Source organism: Vibrio phycocola (genome assembly GCF_053850235.1).
The window spans coordinates 52,323-72,820 of the sequence record NZ_JBSQDJ010000006.1 but is presented as its reverse complement, the minus strand read 5'-3'; the positions used below and the strand labels follow the sequence as shown (position 1 = coordinate 72,820).

Genomic DNA, 20,498 nt, shown 5'->3' with positions numbered 1-20,498 from the left:
AGACGTTCACACTCCTATCAGATGGGGCACTCTCGAATTAGGTTGTTACTTTAAAAAGCGAATGTTCGGGTTTCTTTCATAATTACGGGCAGTTACACTGTGCATTACGGTGAAACTCTAAAAGACCCATCATTAATCAAGGCAATATCATTATGCGTTTACTCTGTTTGTCTCTCGGTGCTCTACTCATTAGCACTAACGTGGTTGCTGAAACGTCACTTATTGACCAGCGCATAAAAGAAGAAAAGAAGATTCAGGAAACTCGATTCTCAATTATTCCGCACAAGCCAAACTACATATTGCCGATCACGTATAGCGATCACCTTCAAGACAGTAAGGTCTATCAAGATATCTATCTCAATGATGAATCATTACAGCCCCTTGAGATCACCTTCCAAATTAGTTTCAAGATTCCATTGCTCACCGGCGTTATCGACTCACCATATTCACTATTTTTCGGTTATACCCAGAACTCCTATTGGCAGGCGTACAACACAGATAATTCATCCCCTTTTCGTGAGACAAACTATGAACCCGAATTATTTGGTACTTGGGCTCCCGATATGGAATTGCCGAATGATTGGAAATTCAAAGTGGCGACGCTCAACCTTACCCACCAATCCAATGGTAGAACGGAGCCTCTATCACGCAGTTGGAACCGTATAGAAAGTAGCTTTGCCTTTGAAAAGGACAACCTTGCCGTTATCGTCAATCCATGGGTTCGCATTAAAGAAGATTCTGACGATGATGATAACGCCGATTTATTGGACTTTTATGGTCATGGTAAAGTGAGCTTAATTTATAAACATGACGACAATACGTTTACTTTCACAAGCCGTAATAATCTAGAAAGTGGCTTCAGCAAAGGCTCGACTGAGTTGAACTGGAGCTTTCCCGTCGGCGGCGGGATTCGTGGCTATCTCCAAGTCTTTTCTGGTTACGGCAATAGCCTGATTGAATACAATGAATACACCAATGTCGTTGGCGTTGGAATTTCGCTCACAGACTGGTTGTGATTCTCTTTCCTAAGATGGTTAAAGCACAGATAAATCATAACGCAACCTGAGACATCTCAGAACACAGGTTGCGTTATCGCAATTAACACCAATTCTTTAAACTCTCCGCTTCCATACTCCCTCAAATTCGCATCTACTCTCATTTCAGTGTACGATACCATCATGAACGATCGTTCAAAGTAATTTTTCCAGACTCATCATCTGGCGTATTAACGTATAGCAGGGTAAATCTATGAAGAAGAAAATCAAACTTGATATCGTATCGGACGTTGTCTGCCCATGGTGTATTGTTGGCTATAATAATTTGCGTGCAGCTATCACTGAACTGGGGCTCGAAGACCAAATTGACGTTGAATGGCAACCCTTTGAGCTCAACCCTGATATGCCAGCAGAAGGGGAACACCTACGAGCCCATGTGGCGAGAAAATACGGGGCATCACCCGAGGACAGTGCTCGAGCAAGAGAGAACATTGCCGCGAAAGGTGCAAAACAGGGATTTCAATTTAACTATTTTGATGACATGAAAATGGTGAATACCTTTGAGGCGCATATTCTTTTAGAATTTGCCAAAGAAACGGGAAAACAGACTGAACTAAAACTTCGCTTATTCTCTGCTTTTTTCTCAGAACAGAAAGATGTCTCTGATCGAACGGTACTCCTCGAAGCTCTCAATATGGTTGGGCTTGATGGCGAAGAAGGCATCAAACGCCTTGACGATAAACACTACCAAGATGAAGTGCGCAAAACGCAGAAAGAATGGATAAATGCAGGTATTTCGAGCGTGCCGACAGTCATTTTCAATCGTGAAAGTGCGGTTTCAGGTGCTCACCCTGTGAGCAGTTTTAAGCAGATTTTGTCTGAACTTTCTGCGGGCTAACCACTTTTTAAATGACTGATTTATTAAATAAAAAGACCGTAAGTATACCTTAAATATTTACGGTCTTGTTTCTGATTTTTAATAAAATAAATCATTAATTACCATATTAAAAATAAACACAATCTTGTATTAAATATGACAAATAGAGTTTTATTTAATTTGTTAACGTTAATTTAAGATATTTAACCACATCATGTGAATTTATTGTCAAACATCCACCTAAGTTATCGACATCACAATTATTTCATGTAAATTCCCGAAATGAAGTTTGTTTTATAATGAATTTATTTTTAACTGGATTCTAATAAACAATACAGTTTTTAATAACATTAGATAGTTACAATATAGATATCTAATATAATTGTACCAATGTTCGGTGTAACAATGAGTGATAGAGTTCAGCATATTGATGTAGCTAAAGGTATTTCAATTTCTCTGGTAGCCTTTTTCCATACTGGATTAGGGCACATTTTCCCTGCTATAACCGAACCTGTATCTATATTTCGCATGCCGCTATTTTTCTTTTTATCAGGCGTTTTCTTTTCGTTTAACTCGAAACCAAGAGACTTTATAATTAAAAAGTCTGAATCATTATTGAAGCCCTATTTTTTCGTTCTTTTTATTGTATTAATTGTTCATATATTAACAGGCAAGGAAAATATATTATCAAAACTTGTTAGCATATTATATGGCAATGGCTCTAGTGAACTCGGAATTTGGATTCCTTTATGGTTTTTAACGCATCTATTTGCTGTTTACTGTTTTTCATATCTTATATGTAAAACTGCTCAACACTTTAAGTTATCGTGGGCAACTCAATTTATATCTCTTATTTTCCTCTTATTTATTAGCCCTACATTTATCGATCTATTTTGGAATAAAGATATTGAAACATCACCCTATTCTTTTCTTTCTCTAGGTCTTCCTTTTTCTTCAGACTTGCTTCTTATATCATCTTCTTACTTTATTTTGGGTCATTTATTGAGAAAGCACATAATTAATTTCTCCCCAAGTAAGTATATAGTCATCGCTTCTATCGTATTGTTTCTCGCAATCGTCAATTTCACAGACGCTCATATAAACCTTCACGACAGATCATATCTCAATCCGTTTTATGCAACCGCTGGGGCAATATTTGGTATATATATCGTGCTGACGATTTCCTGGCTCTTATCTAAAAGTGAGCGATTGAGTTTCACACCACTTGCCCTTGGAGCATCTAGCCTTTTTATTCTTATTTTTCATGTGCCTATTAATGACACTGTTGCCACCTATTTAGCCAGTATCATAGAGAATGAAACTATCGTTATTATTGCGAGATTATTCTCTTATCTGCTGTGTATTTTTATTCCTCTAGGGATTAAATGGATAGTGGTGAGAAATAACATCCTGTCGTTAGGGTTTTATCCCATTAAATCAAATAAGTTAGTGCAAAAGCTGCGTTTCAATAATTGGCGTGTGACCAAATCAATGTAATGTCTTAATTTAATCAATCATAAAAAAACCTAGCACTTAGCTAGGTTTTATAATCTTTTTTACCAATAAAATATTATTTACGGATAATCATTTGCTCACGCTCTGGGCCTACCGAAACCATTACAATTGGCACGCCCATTAACTCTTCAATACGTGTCACGTAATCTTGCGCACCTTGTGGAAGGCTTTCAAACGTTCGGCAACCTGTGATGTCTTCATCCCAGCCTTTCATATTTTCATAAACAGGCTTAAGATCTGCCGTTTGTGGCCAAATAGGATTTTCACTGTGTTCACCATCATAGGCGACGCAAATTCTTAAATCTGTCATTCCTGTTAAACAGTCAATTTTGGTCAAAGCAATCTCGGTCGCTGCTTGCAGTTCAACACCATTTCGAGTCGCAACGGCATCAAAATACCCCATATCACGTGGGCGACCAGTCGTCGCGCCAAACTCATTCGAACTTTCGCGGAAGTTGTCTTGCTCTTCCATTGCAGTGACGAGTGTTCCCGTCCCTACCGATGAACTGAATGACTTAGCAACCGCAATAACGCGCTCTGGTCTCAATGCCGGCAAACCACTCCCAATACCGGCATACGCCGCGGTAACATTGGATGAGGTTGTCCATGGGTATTCGCCATACACAAGGTCACGGCCCGCACCCAATTGAGCTTCAAACAATAAGTTCGAATCGTTTGCTTGCAGTGCTTTTAGTGGCTCGGTGACATTGCAGATAAAGGGTCTCCAAGATTTGGTCACTTCTAACAGCCACGCCGTCAGTTCTGCCGCCGTCTCTGTGTAATCACAGCTTGGGTATAATGCTTTCAACTGAGGCATTTTCCAATCGAGCATAAATTGAATTCGCTGCTCGAGTACATCCGGCTGGTTCAACCAACCCACTAAAATGCCTTTCTTCATAACGCGATCGCCATAAGCAGGTGCAATACCTTGGCGAGTTGAACCGTACGCTGCATCACCCAGTCGTTGCTCTTCTAACGTGTCTTCAAGTGCGTGCAGTGGAAGACATAAAGTAGCACGATCTGAGATACATAAGTTTACATCTACACCTGCGGTTTTTACTTCATTGATTTCTTGAGTCAATGCAGCAGGGCTGATTACCATGCCAGGGCCAAGAACCGCGATACAATTCGGATTAAAGATACCACTTGGCAACTGGTGTAATTTGAATGTACCAAAATCATTTACAACCGTATGACCGGCATTGTTTCCGCCTTGAAAACGAATACTGGCAGACGCATCTGATGCTAAAAAGTCAACGATACGGCCTTTACCTTCATCACCCCAATTGGCACCCACAACAACAATAGACGACATAATATTTCTCCGAATTGATTAAGAAATCATCTTAGTCCTGTCGAATAAATAAGAGAAATTAATTATAATAATTAACTTGATAAGTATCTCATATATCTAGAATATTGAGATCAATGCTCTAATGAGGGGAAGTTATGCTAGATATCCATTGGCTTAAAACATTTGTCACGTTAGCAGAATATAAACATTTTGGTAAAGCGGCTGTGGCTCTGCACATGACTCAACCTAATGTGAGTTTACACCTGAAGCAGTTAGAACTGGCCACGAATGTCAAACTGATCGAGAGAAGCCCATTTCACCTCACCCAAGCCGGCGAACGGCTTTTAGAAAGCAGTGTAAAAACACTTCAGGAATTACAAGTTTGCCAAGCGGATCTGAATGCTCTTAATGATCTCGACAAAGGCATTATTACTATTGCGGCGAGCGACATCATTTCTCGTACTTTGCTTATTGAAGCTTTCAAACTATTTAAAGAGAAGTATCCAGGAATCGATATTGCACTGTTAAATACGACGTCATCACAAGCTTCTGAGTTGGTCAAAAAAGCAGAAGCAGACCTTGGGTTTGTCATCTCACAAAAACAAACCCAACCATTGCACTTCGTTGAGCTGCAGCAAATAAAGTGGGTTGCATTCGGGAATGGATTCGAACGAAACACAGAACAGGACACAGAGTTAACCCTTATATTATTGGGTCACGATACTCGTACCAGAGATCTTATTGATAGTGCGCTACCTACACTAAACCTTTCAAATTATCGGGTAATGGAGGTGGGTAGTGTCGATGCACAAATTGATTGGGCAGAGGCTGGTTTTGGAATTGCCATTGTTCCAGAATTCGCTTTATCGACTCAACGTCATCTCACCTCTTCGGTCACACCCTTGCCAGATTTCCCAACAACGGAGCTAGGCTTCATCGTGCGGCAAAACCAAATTTTATCCAAAGCAACCAAGCAACTTCTTAATTGGGTTAATGATGGGATATCTTCACTTCAAAAGCGTGAATAGGTATAACATGAGGGAAGTCAGTTGAGTAATTCGTGGGATAGATAAAGGGACAATAATACGTTGTAACTGTCAGTATTGCTCTGACTTCGCATATTGCCCCTTTATGGTGTCTTATTTGAGTTTAAATTGCTCCGCAAGATCTTGTAATTTAGTAGCCAGAGTAGTTTGCTCTTTTGCAGTCACTAGAATCTGCTCTCCACTTACTACGGTAGCACTTACACTATCACCAATAGACTGCGCTCTTGACGCAATATCGGCAGTAACGACCACCTGCTCTTGAGATGCCGTTGCAATTTGTAATGCCATATCATCGATTGTTTCAATCGTGGCTACGATTTCGGTTAGTTTACCTTGTACTTCACCCGCTTTAGTTACACTCTCTGTTACATCTGACATCGCGTCATTAATTTGGGTATACGCATTCGAGCTATCATGCTGGAGAGTAGAAACCATTTTTTCAATTTCTTGGGTAGAACTTTGAGTTCGCTGAGCTAGTGAGCGAACTTCATCGGCCACAACTGCAAAACCACGACCTAAATCACCTGCTCGAGCAGCTTCAATCGCTGCATTCAGAGCCAGCAAGTTGGTTTGCTCTGCGATACCTTGTATGACTTCAACAACTCTCGAAATATCACTGCTGCTTTGATGTAAGTTTGAAATCGTCTCAGATACAACTTCAATTTTCGTATTAACTGCTTTGATAGACGCTTCAGACCCTTCAACACTCCCAGCACTTCCTAACACTTGCTCTTTAGCCTGACTTGTTCTTTCTGAGGTATTTTGAATATGTTGAGCAACTTCTTCAACTGAGGCACGCATCTGCTCTATCGCAGTAACCACTTGCATCACATCCGAATGTTGAGCTTGAAGGTTCTGTGCATTTTGAGCAACCGTAACCGTCGATTCCTCAGCACCAGAAGCCAATTGAATACTTGAACTTCGTATTAAATCAATCGCTCCAGTCAGCACACCTAACATTTCATTTAAGTTGTTAGAAATATCACCGAGTTCATCATCAACCACAACAGAACAACGTCTAGTAAGATCTTTCTGCGACGCAAGTGTCATGGTTGTATTCAAACACATAAGTTGCGCGTTCATGTCGCGTAATAACTTATACCCGATAATCGAGGTCATCGAAACCAACACAATCGTCAGGATAAGAAAGAACCAGAAATCTCTCGTATCACTCGCCAGCTCATCTTCCGAACGTAGAATTAGATCAGCAGTAAGAATGTCCTCTTCTTTCTTTAGCAAATCAATTCGTTTGGTTGAAGCTGCAAACCATGCACTCGCATCTTGGTTCATTTCTCCCGCAAAAGCGCTAGCTCGATATTTTTCCACTTCTTTAAAAATATCTGACGACTCCATCTTTTCGAATCCAGCAGAAATTTCTTGGTCTGAATACGCTTTAAATGTCGTAAAGTACGTATTTTGTTCGCTGACTAAAGTAACAAACTTACGATACATTCCATCAGAAAATGCCCCCACACTAAATACATTCGACAAGACTGCCCGTTCAATACCTGAACGTTCCTTACCTTGTAAAAATTCATAGTATGCGGCAAGCTTCCGCGTCATTTCGACAATTTCAGAGAGTTTTTCTGCCTCGACCGCAATGCTAAGCAGGTACTGATTGAGCTTGGAGTAGTATTCTATAGCGGTTCCTGCGGATGTATCAAAGCTAGTAATACCTGAACGCATAGCACTCAACTCAGACAACATAGTCGTTGCCTTTTCCATCGTCGACCAAACCTTGGGGCTTCCTTTAAGAAAATCCCCCTGCTCAGACAGGAACGCTGTTAAATCCGCGAGTTTACTATCTGTTTTTAACCTATGAGCTGGTAACTGATCGGCGAATTTAGTCCCGTTTGACCCCAAATAGCCCGCAGACATTCCTCGTTCTTTCTGAAGTTCATGTACTAATCGACTGTTGTATGCTGCAAGCTCTATATACACATGAACTCGATCCGCCGCATTTTTTAAGTTATAAGAAGAGTAAATTTTACTGCACGAGAAATACAGCATCGTCAGGAGTAGAGGCACAAAGACAAGCACCAGCTTTTGTTTGATTGAAAGTTGCATAATACCTAGCCATTTTAATGTTATAATTTTGTTATAACATTAAAGCTAGCACAATAAATGCTATCTACCATCATTCTGTATAAAAATTAGTCTCTAATTTATAGGAATATAAATATGATTAATAATTTTTAAAATAATCAATGAGATATAACTTCAGTATTAACAATACTCGAGAATACCAATGACTACCATCAATAGTTATCATTGAAACAATATAACCAACCGCTCCAGGAAAAATAAATAACCCATTGATTATTATAAATTAATTTATTATTAATAATAACAATACACATACTAAGGCAATAGCCTGTAATTATTTATTTACACCAAACCTGAATAAGCATCACATTGATGAATATTAACTAGGTTGCAAATTTCTTAATACTATTGAATCGTGTTTTTAATATAGTTGTATTATTTAACTGAGTAAATTAAATACCGATAATTTAAGAAATAGAAACACGATCATACTTAAAACGATGGTTAATAATACATTCTTAGTTTTCCACATAATAAAAGCGGTTAGTAGAGCGCCAATTAAATAGGGGTTATTCAACGTGAGTCTAAGATCCCCATCTGGTAAGAATACAATCGGAGCCCATAACGCCGTTAAAACAACAGGCCCGGTATAACTTAATACTCGCTGAGCGTGATAGCTTAACTTTAACGGCACTTTTGGCTCAAGAAACAGATAGCGGCTTAGGAATACAATCGCTGTCATTGCCAAAATAGATAGCATATTCATTTTGAGCCTCCTTCTGCAAATCGTCTAGCTTTCCACTGTTTCATCATCAATTCGCAAATATAACCACTTCCTATACCCATTAACGATGCAATCATTAATCCCCCTTCTAAGTGGTAATATGAGGAATAACTGGCTGCTACCATAGTAACTAAAACCGAAAACACTATAGGTAAAGATTTAATCTGAGGAATAATAATGGCAATGAAAGTCGCGGCGACCGCAAAGTCTAAGCCATACTCACCCAAGGATGGAATGTGACTGCCAGCGACAATGCCGATAAAACTTGCGATATTCCAGACAATGTAGAAAGACCCACCAGCACCCAAGGCATACCACCGATTAAATTCACTTTCCGTCTGTCCACTGCAAACAGCAAACAATTCATCAGTTAGCAAAAAACCGAGCAATGCCCGCCAACGTCCCGATAATCCACTGATTTTTCTTCGCATCGACACACTGTATAGAAAATGCCGAGAGGTAATAAAAAACGTGGTCAATAGCATCGTGGCAAGTCCAACTTCTTCTTTGAACATTCCAGCCGCGACTAACTGTGCTGCACCTGCAAATAAGACTGCTGACATTGCTTGTGCTTCGAGCCCCGAAAGCCCTGCTTCAATGGCGTATGATCCTGCTAGAAATCCCCATGGGACAACCGCTACACTAAGAGGAAACATGGCTAATACACCCTGCCAAGCATGGGTTCGTCGACTTGTTAATTGGGTTTTACTCGGTTGCATCTATATCATTCTTCCAATCATTATCCGGTAATTTATAGCGCTTAATTTAACGATTAAGGTTCAGTACAAATTGTACGAAATTGCTTAGTTCATTTTTAGGTATTGCCCGGGAGTGTACCCATTGGCGTTTTTAAAATGTCGATGGAAGTGACTTTGATCGTGAAAACCACACTCTTGTGCCGTATTTGAAATCGAGTGACCTTGCTTGAGCAGCTTTCTCGCTAAGCGAAGTCGCGATTGGATTTGATAGGCATGAGGAGGAAGACCAAACTCTTTTTGAAATGAGCGAATCAAATGGAATGGGCTTACAGCAGACATATTTGCCAGCTCTTCGAGCGAGACATCCACCTGAGGAAGGTCATCCAAAAACTCTTTAACTAACCGAACCTGTTGTTGGATCTTGGTCGTATTTAGGCTGGGTGGCTTAGCCTTAGCGTGCTTTCCCATCAACTTAATCATGGTGCTGTAGATTAACGACTCTCGAAGTAATCGATTATCCGAGTTTTGTAGCGTATTGAATACAAGCCGGAGTTGACTTGCTAGTTCAGGGTCCTCAACCACCGCTTTTGGAAAATAAGGGATACCATGGTTTGGTAAATATAACTCTTTCGATATGGTTTCAAGTTGTTGAGGAAGAGGATACATCGCTCGATAGGCCCAGCCACCTTCTGATGCAGAGTGCCCACTGTGGACTTCATCGGCATTGACCAGAATAATTGTATTTTTAGGGGCGACATGGTGTCCACCAGTGCGATAAAAACGTTGGGCTCCGGTTTCAATCAACCCAATGGTATAGCCTTCATGACTATGACGAGAGAAGTTTTGTTTGTCATATTGAGCATCTAAAATCTCCAAGCCGCCAAGCTCAGCTGCGATCTTATAGTCAGCACGCTCTTTGCTTTTTTTATGACTTACCATCGGTTTATCCACATACATCGCTAACGGTTGTTTCGAGTGTACCCTAATGCTTCCGATAACTTTTGTACAAAGTTGCTATTTGACCGCTTAAATTTACATTCTATTTTCCCAAACGACTTCCCAATCAGGTTAATGTTTAGTTTGGCTGTACAGTAGTCAATATATCCGCTTTGCCATTGTTGATTTTCATCATTAACATTGGTTTTATTGCATCACCATTTTTATCGAGAGTGATATTCCCAGAAATCCCCATAAAATTCTCAGTAGCCGCAATCTGGTCTCTTATCGCTTTTCGATCCAAAGAATTCGCACGGGTAATCGCCGCAAACAACATCATTGCCGCATCATAACCTTCTGCGACAAAATTCGAAAGTTGGTGAGCTTGACGATAACGCTCTACAAACGCCAACGATTCCAGTGTGTTGAGGTTTTTATCCCAGTGGGAAGCATAGTAACCTTCGTCCAAAGTATTGCCACCAAGGCTATAAAATGCATCGTGTGACCAAGTGTCTCCGCCGATAAATTTTGCGTTTATCCCCATTTCGCGCGCCTGTTTTACGATATAGCCACTCTCTTCATGTCCTGAAATAAACAAAACATCAGGCGCCAACGTTTTCACTTGCTTAAGCAACGGAACAAATTTGGTTTGGTCAGATTTATACTTTAAGACCAACGAGATAACACCACCAAGTGATTCATAGTGTCTCTCGAACACGTCAGATAAACCCACGCTGTAATCACTATGAACGTTCTGAAGAATGATCGCTCTATGCCCAGCAAAGTGCTCATAAGCAAAATTCGCGAGTACTCGTCCTAAGTAAGGCTCTGATACACATGTTCGAAATATATAGTCGCCGATTTTAGTTATTTTAGGGTTGGTTGAATCAGGTGTGATCATAGGGACTTTTTTACTTTGAAGATAAGGCGCAATAACCATGGAATGGTCACTCCAAGATGCGCCAATCACAGCCAAAACACCATCTCTAACCGCTTGTTTTGCCGCAAGTAAACTTTGAATTGGTGTACTGTGGTTATCGTATTCAATCAGTCGAATTTTCTTGCCTAACACTCCGCCGAGACTATTTATCTCATCAGTTGCAAACCTAACTGATTCAAACAGAACCTGATTATCCTCAGCAGCTTGACCCGTTTTGGCAAAAATTGCGCCAATTTTAATCTCATCACTCGCAGAAACAGGCCAAATAAATAATGTAATAATGAGCAAAATGACACGCAGGGATCGGTTCATAAACACTTCTATCAAACAGTAATTTGTTCATTTGACGCTAGCATATCAAACGTATTTATTCCATGTTCGCCATTAATTAACACACGCTATGCCCTTGGAAATACTATGTTTATGCTTTTTGACAAATGACCTAATAGTGCCTCCGACTGTTGTTTTTATGCTCAAGTGCTATACTGAATTTGTTTGGAATAACAAGGAGATTCAAATGGCTCAGGATGAGAGTGGCCAAAAATCGAAAGAATTATACATTGCATTAATTAGCGTACACGGACTCATTAGAGGTGAAGAACTAGAATTGGGACGTGACTCCGACACCGGAGGGCAAACCAAATACGTCGTAGATTTAGCAAAATCACTCGCAACGCAAAATGAAGTTGCACGCGTTGAACTTGTCACTCGACGAATCAACGACCCAAAGCTAGACCCCATCTATTCACAACCCGTCGAACCACTAGCAGAAAACTGTCAAATAGTCCGCATTGATGCTGGCCCCGATGATATTTATCTTCCTAAAGAGCAACTGTGGGAATACCTCGACAGTTTTGCCGACAACTTACTCGATTACTTTCGCAACCAACCGCGCATGCCCGACATACTTCACAGTCATTATGCCGATGCTGGATACGTTGCAACCAAACTCAACCTTCAAACGGGTATCCCGCTGATCCATACCGGGCACTCGCTAGGACGAGATAAACGCAAACGCTTACTTGCCGGCGGGATGAGCCGTCAAGAGTTAGAAGATAAGTACCATTTCAGACGACGCATTGATGCAGAAGAAGATGTTTTAGCCAACGCCGACATGGTCATCACCAGTACGTTTCAAGAGATCAATGACCAATATGATCTTTATGATTTTTACAAACCGGAGACGATGACGGTTATCCCGCCCGGAACCGCGTTGGAGCAGTTTCACCCGCCTCAGCTGGGCGAATCAGCCTCTATGATTCGAAAATCCATCACTCGATTCCTTTATGACCCCGACAAGCCAATGATTGTCACAATCTCTCGCCCCGACCCGAGAAAAAACATCAGTACTCTGATACAAGCATACGGCGAATCACCTGAGTTACAGGAACTGGCTAATCTGGTTATCGTAGCCGGGAATCGTGACGATATTCGAGAAATGGACGACGGTGCTCAAAGCGTCTTTACTGAGATCATGATTTTAATAGATTACTACGATCTCTATGGCAAGGTTGCCATTCCTAAGCATCATCAAGCAGACGAAGTGCCTGGCATTTATCAAATGGCAGCGTCATCAATGGGGGTATTTGTTAACCCAGCAATGACAGAACCGTTTGGACTGACTCTGTTAGAAGCAGCCGCATGTGGCTTGCCGTTTGTCGCAACGGAAAATGGTGGTCCCGTTGATATCGTAAAAAACTGCGAGAGTGGAATATTGGTCGACCCACTTAGCTCAGAGCAAATTGCCGATGCTATCAAGCAGCTTTTGCAAGATCGCGATTTATGGAAACAGCATTCTGATAACGGTATCAAAAATGTCGCGAGTAAATACTCGTGGGATCACCACACCAAGCAGTACCTCAACGAATTAAAGACTGTCATTTCCAATCCAATACTTCCGAAGCAACAGACCGAGATTCGTCGTGCATCTCGTCATTTACCGCGAATGATTGTATCAGGTTTGGACAGAACACTTCTCAGCAACACCGATGGCTTACAACAGTTTTCGGCGTTAATTCGCAGTCATCGCAAAGAATGTGCATTTGGTATAGCAACATCTCGACGTTTAGATCGCGTTTTGGCGCTGATTAAACAGTTCGATATTCCTCGACCTGACATTTTGATATGCAGTTTAGGTACTGAAATCTATTACACCAGAGCACTTACCGCGAGTAGTGATTGGAGTAACTACGTTGACCATAACTGGAATCCGAAAGCCATTAAGCGAATCATGTCCAAATTTGGTGATAACATTAAACTTCAGCCACATATTGAACAGAGTCGATTTAAAATCTCCTATGAAATTTTATCCGATGAGATTGGCTACCAAGATATTGTTACCGCTTTGCGTCAAGACGAGCAAACTGTGAATGTTTACCTTTCTAACGACAACCTTATCGACATTATCCCAGCTCGAGCCTCTAAAGGCCTAGCCCTACGTTATGTTGCAAGACTTTGGGAGATCCCACTCGAGAATATTCTAGTTTCTGCCGGCTCAGGTAGTGATGAAGATATGCTGCTGGGTGGAAACATGCAGAACGTAATTGTACGTAATCGACGTCATGAACAATTATCAGATACGACCGCTCAAGATTCCATATACTTTGCAGAGCACTCTAATGCACTTGGTATCCTAGAAGCCATCGACCACTATAACTTTTTTGGAAAGGAAAATAATAATGAGTGATCAATGGATCATTTGTACCGACCTTGATCGCACTTTACTGCCAAATGGAGATCAAAAAGAGTCTAGTCAAGCTAGAGAACAATTTCGACAATTAGCGGCACACCCCAGCACGATAATCGTGTATGCATCTGGTCGTGATGCACAATTGGTTGAAGATGCCTTGGCGGAATGGGATTTACCCTTCCCCGACTATTTAATCGCCGATGTGGGGTCAACAATTTATACCCGTGAGCAAGGTACTTGGCAAAAATGGGAGAGCTGGCGACAGACATTACGTCAGGATTGGAATGCACTATCTCCTGAACAAATTTTTCAGCGTTTGCCTCAAATAGATGGCCTCCGGCTTCAGCCACCGCATCAGCAGGAAGAGTTTAAGCTAAGCTTCTTTGTCGAACCAACTGAACTACTGCCGAAAATTTCAGAGTTATTGGTTGAAACATTAACCGAGCTGGATATCGCAAGTAATTGCATTCCAAGTATTAATGAGCATGAAAATCATGGGCTTATAGATATTTTACCCGCTAAAGCAAACAAACTATTAGCCATACGTTTTCTTGTAAACACTTTACAATTAAATGCTGAACAACTTCTTTATTCCGGTGATAGCGGAAATGATATGGAAGTCTTGGCGAGTGAGTACAAATCCGTTCTCGTCGCCAACGCAACACAGGAAGTGAAGGAACTGGCACTACGAGAAGCTCAAAATCACAATAATAGTGATAGCCTCTACCTTGCCAAAGGTGGTTTACCTGGACTCAACGGCTGCTATGCCGCTGGAATCATTGAAGGATTTGATCACTTTTTTCCTGAATTTAAACGCCAAGTCCCATCGAAGTAGGGAGTAATATTATGCTAGATAAATCTGTTTTTCTTTTCGGGGAAGTCCTGTTTGACTGCTTCCCAGGACAAACTCCAGTTCTTGGAGGTGCGCCCCTCAATGTCGCATGGCACCTAAAAGGATTTGGCGTTGAGCCCAATCTCGTCACTGCAATCGGTAACGACCCACTCGGAAATCAATTACGGGATAAGATGTCGAAATGGGGATTGTCTCTGGAATTTGTTCAAACCACGCCACATCATCCGACTGGAATTGTTGATGTTTCATTCGAAGATGGTGAACCACAATATGAAATTACCTCACCAGTCGCATGGGATTATATCGACAAACAATTGGTTCCAGTTCCTGATGATGCTCTGATTTACCACGGTAGCCTAGCAACACGTAATCATGTCTCACAAGAGGCACTGACCCAGCTATTAGGACAAAACAAAGACGGCAAAATCATCGACGTCAATCTACGCCCTCCATTTTGGGAGCGTGAACAAGTCTTGAGCTCGTTGCATTACGGACTGTTGGTGAAGTTGAGCCTTGAAGAGTTATATATATTGAGTGATGAGCCCGACCTTCCATGGGATGAGCAAGCGCTTCAATTAAAACGTTCTCTCGATATCGTCAACATCCTCATTACCCGAGGTGGTGATGGTGCCACATTATTTGATGCGACTGGCGAACGCCATGATACAACCAGCGACACTCAGATAGTAAGAACCATCAATAGTACTGTCGGCGCTGGAGACGCATTTACCTCAGTCATTATTCTCGGCATGCTGAATAATTGGTCATGGCATTATACTATCGAGTGTGCCCACCAATTTGCTGGGTATATCGTGACTCAGCAAGGTGCGATTGTTGAAGACATTACCATCTATCAAGATTTTATTAACTTATGGAATATCTAAGGAGGGGCTGAATCTATGTATGAACAAGTATCTCATACGATCCTTAACAAGATCCTCGATGACCTAGCTCCTTCGATTAAGAACAAACACCTACGTTTTTTCTATAGTCGATTAGGCGCAAACTTCTACGCTATTCACTCGCTATTTGAACGTCTGTATGGGGATAGAGAAGATTTCTACCCACAACTCAGCCGTTTGGTCGAAGTCCTTGCGATTAACTATATCAATCGTGATGTCTCTCTACGAGAAAAAGACCGACTACGTGAAGAAAACCACGAATGGTTCCTCGACCAAAATTGGGTCGGTATGGCACTTTACGCCAATGGTTTTGCGGGCGATCTAAAAGGGCTTAAGAAAAAGATAAATTACTTTAGCGAAATCGGTGTCAATCTGGTTCATATCCTACCCATTATGGAGTGTCCGATGGGCAAAAGTGATGGCGGCTACGCGGTGAGTGATTTCCGTAAAGTCGACAGTCGGGTCGGTAAAAACGAAGAACTTGAAGCTATTATCGACGAACTGGGCAAACAAGATTCTCTCATTGCGTTAGATATGGTGGTTAACCACACCTCAGATCAACACGAATGGGCGAAACGTGCTTTAGCGGGTGAAAAAGAATATCAAGATTGCTTCTATATGTTTGATAATCGAGATATTCCCGATATGTTCGAATACGCGATGCCCGACATATTCCCAGAGCAAGATCCAGGCAACTTTACCTACAACGAAGAAATGAACAAATGGGTAATGACCGTTTTTCATTCCTATCAATGGGATCTGAACTACACCAACCCTGCTGTATTTATCGAAATGCTCGAGAATATCTTCTTCTGGGCAAACAAAGGTGTCGATATCTTACGCCTTGATGCGGTCGCTTTTTTATGGAAAAAAATGGGAACCGCCTGTCAAAACGAAGACGAAGCACACTTGATTCTGCAACTGTTTAAAGATTGCTGTCAGGTCGTTTCACCTGGCTTACTCTTTATTGCAGAAGCGATTGTTGCCCCATCTGAAATCATTAAATATTTTGGTGAAGATGCCGTTGTCGCAAAAGAGTGTGAAATCGCCTACAACGCGACTTACATGGCTTTGATGTGGGATGCAGTAGCCACCAAGAATGCGAAGTTACTTAACCAAGGGATAAAAAATCTTCCTGGAAAATTGGATCGCGCGACTTGGTTAAACTATTTACGATGCCACGATGATATAGGTTTTGGCTTTGATGATAACGATATTCAATGGGTTGGCTATGACGCTCCGTCCCACCGACGTTTTCTAAAAGATTACTTTATTGGTAATCACGATACCTCAATTGCAACTGGACAAGTCTTTGGCCAAAACGACAAAACCGGTGATGCTCGTATTTCTGGGTCGTTAGCGTCTTTAGTGGGATTAGAGAAAGCTCTCGAGCTTGATGACAAAAAACTCATTGATGGTTGTTGCAACCACATTGTTTTATTGCATAGCTTAATCATGTCATTTGGTGGTATTCCACTGCTGTATTACGGTGACGAAATCGGAATGCTAAACGACTATTCCTTTGAGCTAGACGAACAGAAAAAGCAGGATTCACGCTGGTTACACCGCCCTACCTTTGACTGGGATGAGATGGAAGCAAGACGTCAACAAGGGTCAATTCAACATCAGATTTTCAGTGAAATACAGAAATTAATCTCCATTCGTAAAGAGACGCCCGCCTTTGCCGATTTTAACAACCGAGAAGTGATGGAGCTGGATAATGATGCTATGTTTGGCTTTATTCGCTATGACGTCGTCAATCCATCGAAAAAGGTGTTTGTGGTCGCGAATATGTCACCAGATCCGCAAAAAATTCCGCTTGAAAAAATCACTCAAAGTAGCTTTATACGTCCAACTGATCTCATTGACCTGTGGAGTGGTGGTTCACCCACCGCCTATGGTGATGAAATTATTGTTCGTGGGTTCCAGTTCTACTGGTTGACTCAAGAATAACCCAATGAGCGCCACGCAAGTTTGTTACTTACGTGGCGCTCATTGATTATGGTGATTTGTATTTGTGCAGAAGATTGATTGGGATATGACAATAATCATTCGGTGAATTGGTGAGTCTATCTTGGTGCTCATCGTCACTTTTTACGTAGTTCACAAGCGGAAGTACCTCGACGACAATCTTACTTGCATCCTCTCTTTGCTCGATGAATTGCTTAGCTTCAGTAAGGTCATCCGCTATTTTACTGTAAACACCTGTTCGGTATTTCCGACCGACATCTTCACCTTGCTTATTCACGCTGTAAGGATCGATGATCTCAAAAAAGTAGGTCATCAACTGCTCGATACTGACAAAATCTGAATCGTATTGTGTACGTACACATTCAGAGTAGTCGTCGTAATCGCCTTGGGTGGATGTGTTACAGGTGCCATTTGCCCGGCCTGCTTCTGTTGAGATAACACCCGGCAAATGTTTCATAAACTCCTGAACGCCCCACAGGCATCCTCCCGCAAAATAGATTTCCTTTATCATGCCTTCCACTTCTTATTACTTACTTAGTTCAGCATCCTATTTGGCGGAACATAATTTGTTAGCCAAGTGCTTTCTGAAACATGGGTTTCTGAAGCATGACTTTCTGATAAATGACCATCTGACAGCTGAATATCAACCTGCTTAGCTTCGAACCTATGAACTTCCGGTCGTTTAGTCTCGAATCTGTGTGTCTCTGCTCTGAGCGTATCAGGAAGATAAACTGGCGTTCTCGCAGATTCTGGATTCACAAACCGTTCGATATTCATTAATGATTCCGCTTGATGCTGAGCTCTTGGATCAGAGTTTCGTACCAATATTGCCGGCAGCCCCATCTCTTCAGCACCTTTAATATCGGTACCGTAGCTGTCACCTATCATCCACGCCGCATCATAACGCCCTATGAGCGATAATGCTCGATAAAAGCTGTTGTTATTTGGCTTTTCAAATCCGACATGAGCGGATGTGATGATCTCTTTAAAGTGATGCGCTAAACCAAGGTTAGACACGATAGACGACAGCTCTGGAACATTATTAGAAAAAATAAAATGGGTCCAGCCACTTTGAGTTAGTTCGGCTAACGTTTCTTCTACATCATCGTAAACAGACCAACGAGAAGGCTCAATATAAGCGTCACGTACTTTACTGGCTAATTTCATCGCTGAAGTGTCATCAAGACCGATCCCGCAAAAGGCGTTTGCAAAAATTGGGTGCAGTTCGGTCCACCATTGATCACTTCCCTTCACTCCATGAGTCACCTCTGGAGAGTGCCACGGAAAGCCACTTTGTAAATATAAGCTTAACGTCTTTCTATCTATTCCCGGCAAAGGACAATAGGTTTGCAACACGTCATACAACGCCCCAGACCACATCCCTTTTCGGTACGCTAAAGTCCCATCAAAATCCCATAGTAATGCTTTCATTTCTTATATACCTTTATCCTTATGCTCGTGATAGCGGTGCCATCATCTCAAAACGGTTTACGTCATTTAGTGAATAAGAGTTAATGAGCTAAGCCAGTATTTTCTCTTCATCATCTGACGCTTGATGATTCTTTTCATCTTCCTTTTTCAACATCGGTGGGACGACCCACATGAAATACGCGATCGCAAAAATAAGCGTGATCGAATTGGAGAAAAACATGGTGTACCAAATCCCATATTCAGCTACTGAAGGAATAAAATAGTAGAACATTAAAATACCCGGAATTCGCAATCCCCAAAGGCGAACAATCGTGATAGCAAACGAGAACATCGTTTTCTGAAAACTGTCAAAAATAGCTTGTAAGGTGTGAAAAATAGACCACGCAATAACAGTCCAACCCACAAGAGAAACATAGTTAATGACGTTGGCGTAGGTTTCTGGATCATCCGGTGTAAGGAAGCTTGCAATCGGGTATTTGATCAATTGAATCACAATCGCTGCAAAGGCTCCGAAGATAAGTGAGTAGATCAGACCCAATTTAATGGCTTCGCGTACTCGATCAATCGCTCCGCGGCCCCAGTTTTGCGCAAGTAATGGAATTAAGCCTGCTCCAATTTCTTTAGCTGGGAAAAAAAGCAAAGAGTGAATTCGATTACCAATCGCAAAGGCTGCAACCGCTTGGTGCCCATATTGGACGATAAAAATATTCAATACGAGAAACCCGAAATGCGTGCTGGCTTGAGAAAATGACAAAGGTAATCCAACTTTGAGAAGCTTCTTATGAATCGCCAATTTGGAAAATGTTTTTGAGGTGCTCCACTCCAACTTAAACTCATGGTTTTCTCGTTGGTACAAGAAAATCACAATCGCCAGCTGGATAAAATAAGTGACCAAAGTGGCATAAGCCAACCCATCGATGTCGTAATGGAATCCATAGATAAACACTGCGTTCATCACCGCGTTACATACGACACCTAAAATAGATATCTTAGAGACGATTTTCATCTTGCCTTGAGATTTAAAGAAACTCATATAGAGCTGAAATAACAAGACCAATGGAATCGATAGAAATAAAATCCGCGAATAGACAAGCGACTGTTGATATAGCTCGGAGGAAATACCCACGGCGCCAAGTATTGCAGGCAACAATATTATTCCTGGGACAACGAATACCACAGATAAAAATAGGATTAACAACCGTAACTGCGTGGCGTAAGCCGTTGCTTCCTCGGGTTTGTTCTGACCGAGTAAGGTGGCGATGATACTGATTCCACCGCGAATCACACCTACAGCAAGTGCTTGAAGCATAACGAATAACGGAGTTACAAATGCAACAGAAGCCACTTCAACACTTCCTAAGCGTGAAGCAAACACCATATCGATAAACCCATATGATGTTGTGACAAAGCCTGCCAACATTACAGGCGCAGTCATTTTATAGATAAGATCTTTTATCGGCTCATTATGTAAATCGACCTGTGGCTTCACTTTTTTTCCTATTATTTGTCTTCCTCTTAAGT

General features: G+C 41.5%; 16 protein-coding genes and 2 pseudogenes. 8 read left to right on the top strand and 10 right to left on the bottom strand.

Translation table 11 applies throughout. From position 1 onward, the window contains the following. Window positions 1–152 precede the first annotated feature (152 nt). The 3 genes from ACWU4D_RS09240 to ACWU4D_RS09230 all read left to right on the top strand — a co-directional run bounded on the left by ACWU4D_RS09240 (window position 153) and on the right by ACWU4D_RS09230 (window position 3,369). Window positions 153–1,016 carry a phospholipase A gene (locus ACWU4D_RS09240; protein WP_456051129.1) on the top strand — a complete coding sequence of 288 codons (864 nt, stop codon included), beginning with the start codon at window positions 153–155 and terminating at the stop codon, window positions 1,014–1,016. 232 nt (window positions 1,017–1,248) lie between these two features. Continuing rightward, window positions 1,249–1,893, top strand: coding sequence for a DsbA family oxidoreductase (locus tag ACWU4D_RS09235; protein WP_456051128.1), 645 nt, complete (start codon window positions 1,249–1,251; stop codon window positions 1,891–1,893). Between the two features lie 384 nt (window positions 1,894–2,277). Continuing rightward, complete coding sequence (locus tag ACWU4D_RS09230) at window positions 2,278–3,369, top strand: acyltransferase family protein (RefSeq protein ID WP_456051127.1); 1,092 nt, start codon at window positions 2,278–2,280, stop codon at window positions 3,367–3,369. A gap of 73 nt (window positions 3,370–3,442) precedes the next feature. Here the strand turns inward: ACWU4D_RS09230 and ACWU4D_RS09225 are convergent, their stop codons facing one another. Next, a complete protein-coding gene (locus ACWU4D_RS09225; RefSeq protein ID WP_456051126.1) occupies window positions 3,443–4,702 on the bottom strand; it encodes an adenylosuccinate synthase in 1,260 nt (419 codons plus the stop codon). Between the two features lie 134 nt (window positions 4,703–4,836). Between ACWU4D_RS09225 and ACWU4D_RS09220 the strand changes: the two genes are divergently transcribed. Beyond that, window positions 4,837–5,709, top strand: coding sequence for a LysR family transcriptional regulator (locus ACWU4D_RS09220; RefSeq protein WP_456051125.1), 873 nt, complete (start codon window positions 4,837–4,839; stop codon window positions 5,707–5,709). A 111-nt stretch (window positions 5,710–5,820) separates the two neighbouring features. Here ACWU4D_RS09220 and ACWU4D_RS09215 read toward each other — a convergent pair whose 3' ends face one another. The 6 genes and pseudogenes from ACWU4D_RS09215 to ACWU4D_RS09190 all read right to left on the bottom strand — a co-directional run bounded on the left by ACWU4D_RS09215 (window position 5,821) and on the right by ACWU4D_RS09190 (window position 11,443). Beyond that, window positions 5,821–7,794, bottom strand: a complete 1,974-nt coding sequence (locus ACWU4D_RS09215; protein ID WP_456051124.1) for a methyl-accepting chemotaxis protein — start codon at window positions 7,792–7,794, stop codon at window positions 5,821–5,823. 418 nt (window positions 7,795–8,212) lie between these two features. After that, window positions 8,213–8,539 carry an AzlD domain-containing protein gene (locus ACWU4D_RS09210; RefSeq protein ID WP_456051123.1) on the bottom strand — a complete coding sequence of 109 codons (327 nt, stop codon included), beginning with the start codon at window positions 8,537–8,539 and terminating at the stop codon, window positions 8,213–8,215. After that, window positions 8,536–9,276 (bottom strand): AzlC family ABC transporter permease, encoded by a 741-nt coding sequence (locus ACWU4D_RS09205; protein ID WP_456051122.1) that lies wholly within the window; start codon window positions 9,274–9,276, stop codon window positions 8,536–8,538. Before ACWU4D_RS09205 ends, ACWU4D_RS09210 begins: the two co-directional genes overlap by 4 nt. Before the next feature lie 84 nt (window positions 9,277–9,360). Then, window positions 9,361–9,678: pseudogene (locus ACWU4D_RS09200) on the bottom strand (helix-turn-helix transcriptional regulator); the annotation flags it as partial. 62 nt (window positions 9,679–9,740) lie between these two features. Then, window positions 9,741–10,194, bottom strand: a pseudogene (locus ACWU4D_RS09195) (AraC family ligand binding domain-containing protein); the annotation flags it as partial. 136 nt (window positions 10,195–10,330) lie between these two features. Further along, window positions 10,331–11,443: an ABC transporter substrate-binding protein gene (locus ACWU4D_RS09190; RefSeq protein WP_456051121.1), complete on the bottom strand. Its 1,113-nt coding sequence runs from the start codon at window positions 11,441–11,443 to the stop codon at window positions 10,331–10,333. A gap of 205 nt (window positions 11,444–11,648) precedes the next feature. Between ACWU4D_RS09190 and ACWU4D_RS09185 the strand changes: the two genes are divergently transcribed. The 4 genes from ACWU4D_RS09185 to ACWU4D_RS09170 are packed head-to-tail and all read left to right on the top strand — an operon-like array spanning window position 11,649 to window position 17,528. Then, complete coding sequence (locus ACWU4D_RS09185; RefSeq protein ID WP_456051120.1) at window positions 11,649–13,817, top strand: HAD family hydrolase; 2,169 nt, start codon at window positions 11,649–11,651, stop codon at window positions 13,815–13,817. Further along, window positions 13,810–14,655, top strand: a complete 846-nt coding sequence (locus tag ACWU4D_RS09180) for an HAD-IIB family hydrolase (RefSeq protein WP_456051119.1) — start codon at window positions 13,810–13,812, stop codon at window positions 14,653–14,655. The genes ACWU4D_RS09185 and ACWU4D_RS09180 overlap by 8 nt, the downstream gene beginning before the upstream one ends. A gap of 11 nt (window positions 14,656–14,666) precedes the next feature. Then, window positions 14,667–15,557, top strand: coding sequence for a carbohydrate kinase family protein (locus tag ACWU4D_RS09175; RefSeq protein ID WP_456051118.1), 891 nt, complete (start codon window positions 14,667–14,669; stop codon window positions 15,555–15,557). Between the two features lie 15 nt (window positions 15,558–15,572). Then, window positions 15,573–17,528 (top strand): alpha-amylase family protein, encoded by a 1,956-nt coding sequence (locus tag ACWU4D_RS09170; protein WP_456051117.1) that lies wholly within the window; start codon window positions 15,573–15,575, stop codon window positions 17,526–17,528. A 46-nt stretch (window positions 17,529–17,574) separates the two neighbouring features. Here the strand turns inward: ACWU4D_RS09170 and ACWU4D_RS09165 are convergent, their stop codons facing one another. The 3 genes from ACWU4D_RS09165 to ACWU4D_RS09155 all read right to left on the bottom strand — a co-directional run bounded on the left by ACWU4D_RS09165 (window position 17,575) and on the right by ACWU4D_RS09155 (window position 20,466). Next, on the bottom strand, window positions 17,575–18,054 hold the full coding sequence (locus tag ACWU4D_RS09165) for a peptide-methionine (S)-S-oxide reductase (protein ID WP_456051533.1): 480 nt from the start codon (window positions 18,052–18,054) through the stop codon (window positions 17,575–17,577). A 26-nt stretch (window positions 18,055–18,080) separates the two neighbouring features. Continuing rightward, window positions 18,081–18,977 carry an HAD family hydrolase gene (locus tag ACWU4D_RS09160; RefSeq protein ID WP_456051116.1) on the bottom strand — a complete coding sequence of 299 codons (897 nt, stop codon included), beginning with the start codon at window positions 18,975–18,977 and terminating at the stop codon, window positions 18,081–18,083. 88 nt (window positions 18,978–19,065) lie between these two features. Further along, entirely contained in the window at window positions 19,066–20,466 is a 1,401-nt protein-coding gene (locus ACWU4D_RS09155) for an MATE family efflux transporter (protein WP_456051115.1), read from the bottom strand. Window positions 20,467–20,498 lie beyond the last annotated feature (32 nt).

What these genes read in the sequence shown, in the direction of transcription:
- ACWU4D_RS09230 (WP_456051127.1), top strand. Translation starts at nt 2,278, where the DNA reads ATGAGTGATAGAGTTCAGCATATTGATGTAGCTAAAGGTATTTCAATT.
- ACWU4D_RS09190 (WP_456051121.1), bottom strand. Translation starts at nt 11,443, where the DNA reads ATGAACCGATCCCTGCGTGTCATTTTGCTCATTATTACATTATTTATT.
- ACWU4D_RS09180 (WP_456051119.1), top strand. Translation starts at nt 13,810, where the DNA reads ATGAGTGATCAATGGATCATTTGTACCGACCTTGATCGCACTTTACTG.
- ACWU4D_RS09235 (WP_456051128.1), top strand. Translation starts at nt 1,249, where the DNA reads ATGAAGAAGAAAATCAAACTTGATATCGTATCGGACGTTGTCTGCCCA.
- ACWU4D_RS09215 (WP_456051124.1), bottom strand. Translation starts at nt 7,794, where the DNA reads ATGCAACTTTCAATCAAACAAAAGCTGGTGCTTGTCTTTGTGCCTCTA.
- ACWU4D_RS09205 (WP_456051122.1), bottom strand. Translation starts at nt 9,276, where the DNA reads ATGCAACCGAGTAAAACCCAATTAACAAGTCGACGAACCCATGCTTGG.
- ACWU4D_RS09185 (WP_456051120.1), top strand. Translation starts at nt 11,649, where the DNA reads ATGGCTCAGGATGAGAGTGGCCAAAAATCGAAAGAATTATACATTGCA.
- ACWU4D_RS09175 (WP_456051118.1), top strand. Translation starts at nt 14,667, where the DNA reads ATGCTAGATAAATCTGTTTTTCTTTTCGGGGAAGTCCTGTTTGACTGC.
- ACWU4D_RS09225 (WP_456051126.1), bottom strand. Translation starts at nt 4,702, where the DNA reads ATGTCGTCTATTGTTGTTGTGGGTGCCAATTGGGGTGATGAAGGTAAA.
- ACWU4D_RS09220 (WP_456051125.1), top strand. Translation starts at nt 4,837, where the DNA reads ATGCTAGATATCCATTGGCTTAAAACATTTGTCACGTTAGCAGAATAT.
- ACWU4D_RS09170 (WP_456051117.1), top strand. Translation starts at nt 15,573, where the DNA reads ATGTATGAACAAGTATCTCATACGATCCTTAACAAGATCCTCGATGAC.
- ACWU4D_RS09160 (WP_456051116.1), bottom strand. Translation starts at nt 18,977, where the DNA reads ATGAAAGCATTACTATGGGATTTTGATGGGACTTTAGCGTACCGAAAA.
- ACWU4D_RS09240 (WP_456051129.1), top strand. Translation starts at nt 153, where the DNA reads ATGCGTTTACTCTGTTTGTCTCTCGGTGCTCTACTCATTAGCACTAAC.
- ACWU4D_RS09210 (WP_456051123.1), bottom strand. Translation starts at nt 8,539, where the DNA reads ATGAATATGCTATCTATTTTGGCAATGACAGCGATTGTATTCCTAAGC.